The following is a 12,681-nucleotide window of genomic DNA, read 5'->3' as shown; positions in this document are numbered from 1 at the left end:
CCTCGCGGTAGGTCTGCGCGCTGGCACTGGCCCCATCACCCACCCCAGGACCATCGGGGGCCCCCCCCCCCCCCCCGCCCCCCGGCCCCCCCGGGGGGGGGCCTCCCGCCCCCCCGCCCGTGCTATAAAAGCGCGACCCCCCCGCCCCCCCTTCGGCGGGGGCCCACGCCTGCAAGACTCCGGGTGTCGCTCACCTGTGTGAGGTTACCCGGCCGATCACTTCAGGAAGTCCGGGACGTCCAGGTCCTCGGAGGTCCGGCGCGGGTTCTCGTCGTACAGCGGCGGCACCTCCACGCGCTCGCCCTGCTTGCGCCCGACCTCCTGCCGGTTGAACGAGCCCTGCACGACGACGGCCGGCTCGTCCAGCGTGCGGGGCACGTCGTCCGAACCCTCGTCGTCGATCACGCGGGGCAGCGTCGAGACCGGCGAGGGCTGGTGCGCCGGCGGGACCGACGGCGGCATGCCGTTCACGCCCTGGTGCTCGGGCGCCCGCCGGGCGGCGTCCGACACGTCGGGCAGCGGGACCGGCGCCGTGGCGGGGCTGCGCGTGGCCGGCACCGCACCGGCCCCGACCGCACCCGACACCTGGCCGAGCGCCCGGCTGTCCTTGCGCTCCTTGGGCAGGCCGCCGTCGAAGCCCGCGGCGATGACGGTGACCCGCACCTCGTCGCCCAGGGCGTCGTCGATGACCGTACCGAAGATGATGTTCGCCTCCGGGTGCGCGGCCTCCTGCACCAGGCGCGCGGCCTCGTGCACCTCGAAGAGGCCCAGGTCGCTGCCGCCCTGGATCGAGAGCAGCACGCCGTGGGCACCGTCGATCGACGCCTCCAGCAGCGGCGACGAGATCGCCAGCTCGGCGGCCTGCACCGCGCGGTCCTCGCCCCGTGCCGAGCCGATGCCCATGAGGGCCGAGCCCGCGCCCTGCATGACCGACTTCACGTCCGCGAAGTCGAGGTTGATCAGGCCCGGCGTGGTGATCAGGTCCGTGATGCCCTGCACGCCGGAGTGCAGCACCTGGTCGGCCGAGTGGAACGCCGCGATCGCGGACACGTTCCGGTCCGACATCGACAGGAGCCGGTCGTTCGGGATCACGATCAGCGTGTCGACCTCGTCGCGCAGGTTCTCGATGCCGCTGTCGGCCTGCACCGCGCGGCGTCGGCCCTCGAACGTGAAGGGGCGTGTCACGACGCCGACGGTCAGCGCGCCGAGCGAGCGCGCGATCCGCGCCACCACCGGGGCGCCGCCCGTGCCCGTGCCGCCGCCCTCGCCCGCGGTGACGAAGACCATGTCTGCGCCGCGCAGGACGTCCTCGATCTCCTCGGCGTGGTCCTCGGCGGCCTTCTTGCCGACCTCCGGGTCCGCGCCGGCACCGAGGCCGCGCGTGAGCTCGCGGCCGACGTCGAGCTTGACGTCGGCGTCGGACATCAGGAGTGCCTGTGCGTCAGTGTTGATCGCGATGAACTCGACGCCCTTGAGGCCGACCTCGATCATGCGGTTGACGGCGTTCACACCACCGCCGCCGATACCGACCACCTTGATTACTGCCAGGTAGTTCTGCGGAGTTGCCACGTCGTCGCCTTTCGATTCGGGTCCCGAGTCCCGACTCTCATCCCTCCCAAAGTCTCAGGTTGAGGTAGAGGGTTAGAGTTATGTCAGGTTGCTGCTGAGTTCGACGGTAAGTGCGTCGTCGAGGTGTGTCGAAGACATCGTTGCGCGTGTCGCGCACCGATGCACGCGAGAAATCACATCGCTGTCATTCGCTGGTGACCGGCAGGGCCGGCGCCGACACGTCGATGGTCGTCGCCGACGGCTCCGCCTCGAGCAGCGTCTGCGCCACCCTGGTCTTCAGCTCGACCTGCGCGCCGCTCCCCCACCGGATCACGCGCCCGTCGGACAGCGTGGTGCGCACGTCGTCCTGCGTCGCCGCGCTCACCGTCCGGATGTCGGAGCCAAGCTTCGGCGGCAGCGCGCCCAGGACGGCGAGGGCCGCGTCCATCGCGCGCGCGCCGGCCTCGCCGTCGGCCAGCGAGACCACTATCGACGGCAGGTCCTCCGGGACGTCGTCCGCGGTGCCCACCCGCACGCCCTCGGCGTCCATCAGGGCGTACACGTCGCCCGGCTGCGGCACCGCGGCCACCGGCTCGCGGGACGTGAGGTGTACCGCCAGGCCGTCCGGCCAGACCCGCGAGATCCGCACGTCCTTGACGGCGTTCATCGCGAGGATCTCCTCGCGCAGCCCTACCGTGTCGATCCGCGGCAGCGGCACGCCCGCCTGATCCGTCACGGCGTCGCGCACCTGCCCGGCGTCGACGGTCGTGCCCTCGCCCGAGACCCGCACCTGCTCCGGGTCGAGCGCCAGCAGCGACGAGAAGAACGCCGCCCACACCAGCCCCGCGACGGCAGCCAGGGTGAACGCGGTCCAGCCGATCCGCCGCCACACGCGATAGCGGGCCATCGCCGTGCGTTCGGCGAGGCGGTCGGCGAGCTGGTCCGAGACCACGCCGTCCCGGGCGCCCGACGGCGCCGCCCGGCCCGTCTCGGTGCGGCTCGTCCCGGGACCGCCCGTCTCGGAACGCCCCGGCCGGGCCGGCGCCTGGGCCGGACGCTCCGCGGCCCGGCCCTGCGCGGACCGACGCTGCGGAGCCGGTCGTTCGGCCGGGTATCCCTCGGCCGGGGCCCCCGTCGACGACGCGCGCCGAGGACGGTCCGGCCCGGGAGCCCGCTCGGCGGTCTCCTGGGCCCGCGCACCCCGGGCGGTCGAGCCCGTGGCCTCCCGGCCCTGATCTTCCTGCTGTGCCGAACCCTGGCCTGCGGGGCGCGGCCGTGCCGTGCCCGCGACGCGAGGGCGCGCGGGCGGTCGCATCAGTCCTCGCCCAGCCCCGCGCCGGTCGGCGACTCCGTCGCCACGCGGCCGTTCAGCCGCGCCAGGATGGCGGGGCCGAGCTGCGTGACGTCGCCGGCGCCCACCGTGAGCACCACGTCGCCCGGCCGGGCGAGGTCGGCGATCGCGTGCGCGGCGTCGAGGCGGTCCGGCACCGCGTAGACGGCGTCGTGATCAGTCATGAGGTCGACGATGGTGCCTGGTGTGACCGAGGGGTCGGGCTCCTCGCGTGCCCCGTAGATGTCCGTGACCACCACCTCGTCGGCGGCGGACAGCTCCTTGGCGAAGCTCTCGGCGAAGATCCTGGTGCGCGAGTACAGGTGCGGCTGGAACAGGACGAGCACGCGGCCGCCGTCGGCGATCTCACGGGCGGCCGTCAGGATGGCCCGGATCTCCGTGGGGTGATGGGCGTAGTCGTCGATGACGCGCACGCCGTCGGCCATGCCCTTCTCCTCGAAGCGGCGGCCCGTGCCGACGAACGCCTCGACGCCGGCGATCGCCTGCTCGGGCGCCACGCCCAGCTGCACCGCGGCGATGACGGCGGCGGTCGCGTTGAGCACGTTGTGCTTGCCAGGGACCGACAGCCGCATCTGGAGGCCCGGCACCGTGGTGGGCGCACCGGCGTTGTCGGCCACCTGCTCGTTGGTGCCCAGGATGTCGCCGCGCAGCACCGCCGTCGTACCCTCCGGCGTCGTGGAGATGTCGGTGACCCGCACGCGGGCGGTGGCGTCGGTGCCGTAGGTGATGACGTGGCCGCCCGTGGCGCAGATCGTGGCGCCCACTGAGAGCGAGCCCTCGTCGTCGGCGCAGGCGATGAGCCAGCCCTCGGACCCCAGGCGGCGCGCAAACCGGATGAACGCCCCCTTGAAAGCCTCCTCGGTACCGTAATGGTCCAGGTGGTCCGCCTCGACGTTCGTCACCACCGCGATGGTGGGCGTGTAGTTGAGGAACGAGCCGTCCGACTCGTCAGCCTCCGCCACGAGGATGTCGGACGTGCCAAGGTAGCCGCCAGGCGTCGACCCGTTCGCTGTGCGCACGGTGCCGCCGATCGCGTACGACGGGTCCAGGCCAGCCTCGCGCAGGATCGTCGCGATCATCGCCGACGTCGTCGTCTTGCCGTGCGCGCCCGCGACGGCGATGCCGCGCGACCCCTCCATGAGGGCGGCCAGCGCCTGGGAGCGGTGCAGCACGTTCAACCGGCGGGCACGGGCCGCGGAGAGCTCGGGGTTGTCCTCGTGCACGGCGCTGGAGATCACCACGGTGTCCACGCCTGTGAGGCGGGCCGGATCGTGCCCGACCCAGACCTTGACGCCCGCGGCCCGCAGGGCCTCCAGCGTGTCCGACTCGGCGGCGTCGGAGCCCTGCACGGGCACCCCGCGCCCGGCGAGCAGGCGGGCGACGACGGACATGCCCGCCCCGCCGATGCCGATCATGTGGACGCGCCCGAGCCTCGCGACCTGATCCGCCATCTGATCCGTGACCGTGGTGCTCATGACCTGACCTCCGAGGTGTCGGTACCTGCTGACCGTACGGCTTGTTCGACGAGATCGACCACGCGCGCGGCGCCGTCGCTGGTGCCGGCCGACCGTGCGGCCTTCGCCATGACACCGAGCCGCTCGCGGTCCGCGAGCAGCGCTGGGACTTCTCGGGACACCCAGTCGGGTGTGAGGTCGGCGTCGTCCACCAGCACACCGCCGCCCGCCTGGACCAGCGGGGCCGCGTTGAGCCGCTGCTCGCCGTTGCCGATGGGCAGCGGCACGTAGATGGCGGGGATGCCGAGCGCCGCGTGCTCGGCCACGGAGCCCGCGCCGGAGCGGCAGACCACGAGGTCGGCCACCGCGTAGGCGAGCTCCATCTGCTCGAGGTACTCGCGCACCTGGTAACGGCCGGGGTCGAGGGCGGCGACCGCCTCGCGCACCTCGTCGGCCTTGCCCTTGCCGGTCAGGTGCAGCACCTGCGCACCCGCCGCGAGGATCTGGGCCGCGGCACCCTGGACCGCGCGGTTCACGTTCAGCGCACCCGACGAGCCGCCGGTGACCACGAGGGTCGGCAGCGCCGGGTCCAGGCCCAGCTCGGCGGCGGCCCGGACGCGCACGCCAGCGGCGTCGGCCTCACGCTCCTGCACGAGGGCGGCGATCGCCTGGCGCAGCGGCAGGCCCGTCAGGACGCCGCCGCGCAGCGGCGTGCCGGCGAACGTGAGGCCCACGCGGGCCGCCCAGCGGGCACCGAGCCGGTTGGCCAGGCCAGGCCGGGCGTTCTGCTCGTGGATCACGATCGGCACGTCCTTGCGCCGGGCCGCGAGGTACGCCGGGGTCGCGACGTACCCACCGAACCCGATCACCGCCTGCGCGCCGATCTCGTCGATCGCGTCCTCGGCGACCTTCACGGCCGCGGCCAGCCGGCCCGGCAGCCGCAGCAGATCGGGGCTCGGGCGGCGCGGCATCGGCACGCGCGGGACGGGCCGCAGCTCGTAGCCGCGGGCCGGCACCAGCTCGGCCTCCAGACCGGTGGTGGTGCCGAGCGCGAGCACGCGCGCGCCGGGCTGCCGGCGCCGCACCTCGTCGGCCACCGCGAGCAGGGGGTTCACGTGTCCCGCGGTGCCGCCTCCGGCGAGCACCACCGACACAACTGCTGAGCTCATCATCACCTTCTCGTCGTCGCCCGGGCGTACTGCCCGGGCGGACCCGATGCGGCCGGCTGTGCGGGATCGATGTGCAGGATCTCGTCACAGAAGGAACCGCCGTGCACATTTCTACCGTCTACGGACCGCGCCGCCCAGCACAGCCAGCGACTTGCGGACGACGCTACCGCGTGCGGCCAGTGCCTTGGCAGCCCCTGGCTCCGACCGGGCGAAGGAAATCACCATCCCGAGCGCCGCCATCGTAGTGATCAGCGCCGAGCCGCCGGCGGACACCAGCGGGAGCGGCACGCCGATCACCGGCAGGACGCCGATCACCACGCCGATGTTCACGAACGCCTGGCCCACGATCCAGCAGGCGACGGCGGCCGTGGTCACCTTGACGAACGGGTCGGTGTGCCGCCGGATCACGCGGCTCATCGTGAGCCCGAGCACCGCGAACAGCGCGAGGACCAGCACCGTGCCGAACAGGCCCAGCTCCTCGCCGATGACCGCGAAGATGAAGTCGTTGTGGGCCTCAGGCAGATAACTCCACTTCTCGCGGCTGCCGCCCAGGCCCACACCCCACAGCCCGCCCGTGCCCAGCCCGAACAGGCCGTGCAGGGACTGGTAGCACTCCGTGGCCTTGTCGCACGAGGCGCCGTAGGTCGCGACGATGCGCTGCAGGCGGTCCCCGCCGTCCTGCTGCAGGATGAACACGTAGCCGACGACGAACGCCGCGACCGCGCCGCCGAGGCCCATCAGCGACAGGGGCACGCCGGCGACGAAGAAAGCCCCCGCCACCAAGAGGCCCATCACGAGCGCGGTGCCGAGGTCACCCCCGGCGAGCACCAGGCCGAGAATCACCACCGCGCCCGGCACCGCGGGCAGGATCGCGTGCGACCAGCTGCCCAGCAGGGCGTGCTTGCGGCCCAGCACGGTGCCGAGCCAGATGGCGAGCGCGAGCTTGGCGAGCTCGGACGGCTGGAACGAGAACGGCCCCAGCAGGATCCAGTTCTGCTGGCCGTTCCGGACCACGCCGAGGAAGATCACCGCCACCAGCAGACCGGCCGCGATCAGGATCCCGGGCAGCGCGAGGCGCTTGTACCAGCGGACGGGCAGGTGCGCGGCGACCACCAGCACGGGCAGGCCCATCAGCGCGTACTGCGCCTGGACCAGGAACGCGGCGTACGGCGACTGCCCCTCGGCGATCGACGTCACCGTCGAGCTGGACAGCACCATGATCAGGCCGATCACGGTCAACAGGCCGGTAGTGCCCACCAGGAGGTAGTAGCTGGAGACGTTGGAGTTCCACTGGCCCAGCCAGGAACGCTCGGTTGCGCTGCGACTCGTTCCCGTCGTGGCCATCCCGTGCCCCTCCCGCGCGTCAGTGCGTGGTGGTGAGCTCACGCACGACCTTGGCGAACTCCTCGCCGCGCTGGGCGTACGAGACGAACTGGTCCTGCGACGCGCCCGCCGGGGCCAGCAGCACGGTGTCCCCCGGCTGCGCCAGGTCCCGCGCCGCTGCTACCGCCCGGCGCATCACGGTCCCAGTGTCACCGGGATCGATCACGACCACCGGGATCTGCGGCGCGTGTCGGACCAGCGTGTCGGCCAGCGGCTTCGGGTCAGCCCCGATGACGACGGCGGCGCGCATGCGGTCCGCACGGGACGACACGAGCTCGTCGAACGTCGCGCCCTTGGCCAGTCCGCCCGCGATCCAGACCACCGTGCCGTGGGCGAAGCCGGCCAGCGAGGCGGCCGCGGAGTGGGCGTTCGTCGCCTTCGAGTCGTTGACGTAGGTGACGCCGTCGGCCTCCGCGATGCGCTGGATGCGGTGCTCGCTCGGGCCGAAGGACCGCAGGCCGTCGCGGACGGCGGCCGCGGGCACGCCGTGCGCGCGGGCCAGGGCGGCGGCGGCCAGGGCGTCCGCGACGATGTGCGTGGGCACGACGCCGTTGTGGTCGCCGAGCTGCTTCAGGTCCTCGAGGGTGCCGAGCTCGGCGGCGCTCTTGCGGCGGTCCGGGTCGTCGTGGGCGGCGTGGAAGGCGCGGTCCACCAGGACGCCGTCGACCAGCCCGAGGTCGCCCGGGCCGGGGGTGCCCGCCACGAAGCCGACGGCGCGGGCGCCTTCGACGACGTCGGCCTCCCGCACCAGCTCCTCGGTCGTCGGGTCCGCGACGTTGTAGACGCACGCCACCTGGGTGTTCTCGTAGATGCGGCCCTTGTCGCGGGTGTACGCGTCGATCGAGCCGTGCCAGTCGAGGTGGTCGGGCGAGACGTTGAGGACCGCGCCCGCCTCCAGCGACATCGTGTTCGTGAAGTGGAGCTGGAAGCTCGACAGCTCCACCGCTACGACGTCGAGGGTGGGATCGAGGGCCGCCTCCACGAGGGGCCGCCCCACGTTGCCGACGGCGGCGGTGCGCAGGCCCGCGGCGCGCAGGATCGCCGCCAGCATCTCCACGGTGGTGGTCTTGCCGTTGGACCCGGTGATCCCGAGCCACGGTGCGGGCTCGTCGGAGCCGAGGCGGTCGACGCGCAGGCGCCACGCCAGCTCGATCTCGCTCCACACGGGCACGCCCGCCGCCAGCGCGGCGGCGACGACGGGGTGGTGCGGCGCGAATCCCGGGGAGGCGACGAGCAGGTCGGCCTGGGCCAGCACGGCGGCCGCGGCGTCGGCGTCGAGGCGGCTGTGGTCGGCGTCGTCGGCCTTGTCGTCCACCGTGACGAGCGAGGCGACGCGCGGCGTCAGGACGCGCTGCAGCGCCCGGCCGGTGACGCCGAGGCCCGCCAGGACCACCCGGGCCTCGGTCAGGGGTACGCGCGGCTCGACGGCGCCGTAGGTGTCGGCGCCGGCCGGACCGGTCACTGGGCGACCCACTCGGCGTAGAAGATGCCCATGCCCAGGCCCGCGAGCAGGCCCGCGATGAGCCAGAACCGGATGACGATGGTGACCTCGCCCCACCCGGACAGCTCGAAGTGGTGCTGCAGCGGTGCCATCTTGAAGACGCGCTTGCCGGTCATCTTGAAGTATCCGACCTGGATCACGACCGAGGAGACGATGAGCACGAACAGCCCACCGAGCATCACCGCGAGCAGCTCGGTCCGCGACAGGATCGACAAGCCGGCGAGGGCGCCGCCCAGGGCGAGAGAGCCGGTGTCGCCCATGAAGATCTTGGCGGGGTTGGCGTTCCACCACAGGAACCCGACGCAGGCGCCCGTGACGGCGGCGGCGACGACCGCGAGGTCCTGCGGGTCGCGCACCTCGTAACACCGTGGACCGGCTGTGGCGAGGAACTGGCACGACTGGTTGAGCTGCCAGATCCCGACCAGCACGTACGCGCCGAACGTGATGATCGAGACGCCGGTGGCCAGGCCGTCCAGGCCGTCGGTCACGTTCACCGCGTTGGACCAGGCGGACACCAGCAGGTTGGCCCAGATCACGAAGAGGATGAGGCCGATGGTGGCGCCGGCGAAGGCCAGGTCGAACTCGGTGTCGCGCAGGAACGAGATCTTGGTCGACGCCGGGGTGCGCGAGTTCTCGTTGGGGAACTGCAGCGCGAGCACGGCGAACGAGATGCCGACGGCGCCCTGCCCGATCAGCTTGGCGCGCGGGGTCAGGCCGAGGGAGCGCTGCTTGCGGATCTTGGTGAAGTCGTCGAGGAAGCCGACCAGGCCGAGGCCCGCCATGAGATAGAGCGCGAGCAGCGCCGACACGCTCGGCAGCCGCTGCGACATCAGCATCGAGGCCGCGACCCCGATCACGGTCGCGGCGATGATGACGACGCCGCCCATCTGGGGTGTGCCGCGCTTGGTGAAGTGCCCGGTCGGGCCGTCCTCGCGGACGAACTGGCCGTAGTTCTTGTGGAGCAGGAACCGGATGAAGACCGGAGTGCCCAGCAGGGCGACGAGCAGCGCCACGGCGGCGCTGACCAGGATCGCGATCACTTGTTGTTGTCCTCTACGGTCTTGGCCATCGACAGGTGGTCCCCGAGCTCGGCCAGGTTGGCCCCGTGGGACGCCTTCACGAGCACGACGTCGCCCGGCTCCAGCGACTCGTCCAGCAGCAGGCGGGCGGCGGCCAGGTCAGGGACGAAGATCGACTCCGAGCCCCAGGACCCCTCCTGCATGGCGCCCTCGTGGATGTGATAAGCGTCGTCGCCGACCACGACGAGCTGCTTGATGTTCAGCCGGACCACGAGGCGCCCGATCTCGTCGTGCGCGGCGCGCGAGCCGTCGCCGAGCTCGTGCATCCCGCCGAGCACCGCCACCGAGCGGCGGGTCCGGCCGGCCATCACCGCGAGGGTGCGCAGCGCGGCCTTCATCGAGTCCGGGTTCGCGTTGTACGCGTCGTCGATCACGGTGACGCCGTCGGGCCGCTCGGTAACGGCCATGCGGTGCGGGCTCTGCGCCGTGGCCGACGAGAGCCGCTTCGCGACGTCGGCCACGGGCACGCCGAGGCGCAGCGCTGCCGTCGCCGCCGCGAGCGCGTTGCTCACGTGGTGCGGCCCGACGAGCTGGAGCGCGACGTCGGCGCGCTGCGCGTCGGCGTCGCCCGCGCGCGAGACGCGAAGCACGAAGCTCGCCCGGCCCGCGGGGTCGACCTCGATGTCCTCGGCGCGGACGTCGGCGGACGGGATCGTCCCGAACGTCTGCACGGTGGTGGTGGGCGCGGCCTGGCCCGCCATCTCGGCGACGCGCAGGTCGTCGGCGTTGAGCACGACCGTGCCGCCGTCGACGACGCCCGTCACCATCTCGCCCTTGGTCTTCGCGATGGCCTCGACGCTGCCGAAGTGGCCGACGTGCGCGACGCCGACCCGCAGCACGACGCCGACGTCGGGCGGCGCGATGCGCGTGAGGTAGGCGATGTTGCCGACGCGGTCGGCGCCCATCTCGAGCACCAGGTAGCGCGTGGCAGCGGTGACCCGCAGGACGGTCAGCGGGAGGCCGATCTCGTTGTTGAACGAGCCCTTGGGGAAGATGATCGCGTGCTCTCCCCCTGCTTCCGGAGTGAGGAGCTGGCCGAGCAGGTCCTTGGTGGTGGTCTTGCCGACCGAGCCGGTCACGGCCACGACCTTGGGCCCGACGCCGCCGGCCCCGCCGCGGACCGTCGCCAGGACGTGCCGTGCGAGGTCGCCGAGGGCGGTCTGCGGGTCGTCCACCACGACGGTCGGCAGGCCGTCCAGCTCGCGGGAGGCCAGCACCAGGGCCGCGCCCGCTGCCACCGCGGTGGCAGCGAAGTCGTGCCCGTCGACCCGCTCGCCCGGCAGCGCCACGAACAGCGCACCGGGTGCCGCGTCGCGCGAGTCGATGACCACCGACCCCGTGACCGTCACGTCCGGGTCGGCGTGCAGCCGCCCGCCGGTGGCTGCGGCGACCTGTGCCGCAGTCAGCTCGATCATGCCTGTGTCGTCCTCTCCTGCATGGGGTCCTGCTCGGAGTCCTGCTCAGCGTCCTGCCCGGAGCCCGGAGCGGCCCGTGCCGCCAGCGCGGCGCGCGCCTCGACGCGGTCGTCGAGCAGGTGGTCCACGCCGGCGATCTCCTGGACCGTCTCGTGCCCGCGGCCCGCGACCAGCACCGTGTCGTCCGGGCCGGCCGCGAGGATCGCGGCGCGGATCGCATCCGCGCGCGGGGCGACCTCGTGGACCTCAACCGTACGCGAGCCGCTGTCGTCCGCCGCATCGACGAGGCGTCCCGGCGCGGCGCCCTGGCCGTTGCCTGGTCCTGTGTGAGGGCCGGTGCCCGCGAGCACCTCGGCCCGCACCTTCGCCGCGTCCTCGTCGTGAGGGTCGTCGTCCGTCACGTAGACCACGTCCGCGCCGCGGACAGCGGCCGCGCCCATGAAGGGCCGCTTGCCGGGGTCCCGGTCGCCGGTGGCGCCGAACACGACGGCGAGCCGGCCCGCCGTCGTCGGACGCAGGGCCGCCAGCGAGAGCTCGAGCGCCTCCGTGTTGTGCGCGAAGTCCACGACCACGCGCGGCTCGGTGGCGAGCACCTCCATGCGGCCGGGGACGGTAGCGCTCAGGCCGTCGGCGGCCGCGAGCGCCTCGGTCACGTCGCGGATGTCCGAGCCGCCCTCGAGCACCATAGTGACCGCGAGGGCCGCGTTGGCGACGTTGTAGCCGCCCGGCAGGGAGGTGGAGGTGCGCAGGGTGCGCCCGTCGCGGTGCGTCAGGGTGAAGGCGGACCCAGTGCCGGACGGCACGGTGTCGGTCACGGTCCAATCGGCGACCTTGCCGGGAAGCGTGGTGAGAGTCGCGACGGGGATCTGCGCGGCCTGCGCCATGCGCTCGCCCCAGGCGTCGTCGATGGTGACGACGCCGCGCCGGGCGCGGGCGGGCGTGAACAGGTCTGCCTTGGTGGCGAAGTAGGACTCGAAGTCGCCGTGGAAGTCGAGGTGGTCCTGGGTCAGGTTGGTGAACCCGGCGACGCCGAACACGACGCCGTCGACCCGGTGCTGCGCGAGCGCGTGGGAGGAGACCTCCATGGCGAGCGTGCGCACGTGGTCCTCGCGCATGGCGGCGAGCAGGGCCTGCAGGTCGGCCGCCTCGGGCGTGGTCAGCGTGCTCGGGATGACGCGGTCCCCGGAGCGGGTCTCGACGGTGCCGATCAGGCCGCCCTTCCAGCCCAGCGCTCGCAGCAGGTGGTCGAGCTGGTAGGTGGTGGTGGTCTTGCCGTTGGTGCCGGTGACGCCGAAGGTCATCAGCTCCTCGGCGGGGTTGCCCAGCACCCAGGCGGCAACCTGGCCGAGGATGGCGCGGGGGTCGTCGGCGATGACGACCGGTGTGCTCGTCTGTTGTGTGAGCAGCTCGGCTCCGCGCGCGTCTGTCAGGATCGCCGTGGCCCCGCGCCCGACGGCGTCCGCGGCGAACTGCGCGCCGTGCGCGCGGGCGCCGGGGAGGGCCACGAAGAGGTCCCCCTGCCTCGCCACGCGGTTGTCAGAGGCCACGCAGGTGACCGCGGCATCTGCGGGATGACCTGGTGCGATGGTGAGGCCGAACGCGACGGCGAGGTCCGAGACCTGGCGCGCTGTCGTGGCGGCCGGGCGGATCCGGTCGAACGGGGATGTCACGGAGAAGAACCTACCGTCTCGCGGCGGAGGGGCTTGTCCCGTCTGTGGGCCTTGGGTGGTGGTTGTGGGGTGGTCCTGACACAGACTCGGCAATCCAGTGCCAGGGCACGC

At 72.9% G+C, this 12,681-nt stretch carries 9 protein-coding genes; all 9 read right to left on the bottom strand.

The window, feature by feature from the left end; translation table 11 throughout:
• Nucleotides 1–216: 216 nt before the first annotated feature.
• A complete protein-coding gene (gene ftsZ, locus ACFT2C_RS23165; protein WP_377209438.1) occupies nucleotides 217–1,569 on the bottom strand; it encodes a cell division protein FtsZ in 1,353 nt (450 codons plus the stop codon).
• Nucleotides 1,570–1,753: 184 nt separating this feature from the next.
• Nucleotides 1,754–2,863 (bottom strand): cell division protein FtsQ/DivIB, encoded by a 1,110-nt coding sequence (locus tag ACFT2C_RS23160; RefSeq protein ID WP_377209437.1) that lies wholly within the window; start codon nucleotides 2,861–2,863, stop codon nucleotides 1,754–1,756.
• Nucleotides 2,863–4,374, bottom strand: a complete 1,512-nt coding sequence (gene murC, locus ACFT2C_RS23155; protein ID WP_377209436.1) for a UDP-N-acetylmuramate--L-alanine ligase — start codon at nucleotides 4,372–4,374, stop codon at nucleotides 2,863–2,865. The genes ACFT2C_RS23160 and murC overlap by 1 nt, the downstream gene beginning before the upstream one ends.
• Nucleotides 4,371–5,525: an undecaprenyldiphospho-muramoylpentapeptide beta-N-acetylglucosaminyltransferase gene (gene murG / locus ACFT2C_RS23150; protein ID WP_377209435.1), complete on the bottom strand. Its 1,155-nt coding sequence runs from the start codon at nucleotides 5,523–5,525 to the stop codon at nucleotides 4,371–4,373. Before murG ends, murC begins: the two co-directional genes overlap by 4 nt.
• Before the next feature lie 108 nt (nucleotides 5,526–5,633).
• The gene (locus ACFT2C_RS23145) at nucleotides 5,634–6,866 is read right to left on the bottom strand and encodes an FtsW/RodA/SpoVE family cell cycle protein (protein WP_377209434.1); all 1,233 of its coding nucleotides are present in this window, start codon (nucleotides 6,864–6,866) and stop codon (nucleotides 5,634–5,636) included.
• A gap of 19 nt (nucleotides 6,867–6,885) precedes the next feature.
• Nucleotides 6,886–8,367, bottom strand: coding sequence for a UDP-N-acetylmuramoyl-L-alanine--D-glutamate ligase (gene murD / locus ACFT2C_RS23140; protein ID WP_377209433.1), 1,482 nt, complete (start codon nucleotides 8,365–8,367; stop codon nucleotides 6,886–6,888).
• Entirely contained in the window at nucleotides 8,364–9,446 is a 1,083-nt protein-coding gene (gene mraY / locus ACFT2C_RS23135; protein WP_377209432.1) for a phospho-N-acetylmuramoyl-pentapeptide-transferase, read from the bottom strand. The genes murD and mraY overlap by 4 nt, the downstream gene beginning before the upstream one ends.
• Nucleotides 9,443–10,900, bottom strand: coding sequence for a UDP-N-acetylmuramoyl-tripeptide--D-alanyl-D-alanine ligase (gene murF / locus ACFT2C_RS23130; RefSeq protein WP_377209431.1), 1,458 nt, complete (start codon nucleotides 10,898–10,900; stop codon nucleotides 9,443–9,445). Before murF ends, mraY begins: the two co-directional genes overlap by 4 nt.
• Nucleotides 10,897–12,570, bottom strand: a complete 1,674-nt coding sequence (locus ACFT2C_RS23125) for a UDP-N-acetylmuramoyl-L-alanyl-D-glutamate--2,6-diaminopimelate ligase (protein WP_377209430.1) — start codon at nucleotides 12,568–12,570, stop codon at nucleotides 10,897–10,899. Before ACFT2C_RS23125 ends, murF begins: the two co-directional genes overlap by 4 nt.
• Between the last annotated feature and the right edge of the window lie 111 nt (nucleotides 12,571–12,681).

The sequence above is a fragment of the Promicromonospora sp. NPDC057138 genome (assembly GCF_042670845.1).
GTDB lineage: Bacteria > Actinomycetota > Actinomycetes > Actinomycetales > Cellulomonadaceae > Promicromonospora.
Note: the sequence above shows the minus strand (reverse complement) of the source record. Positions and strands in the feature narration are given on the sequence as shown.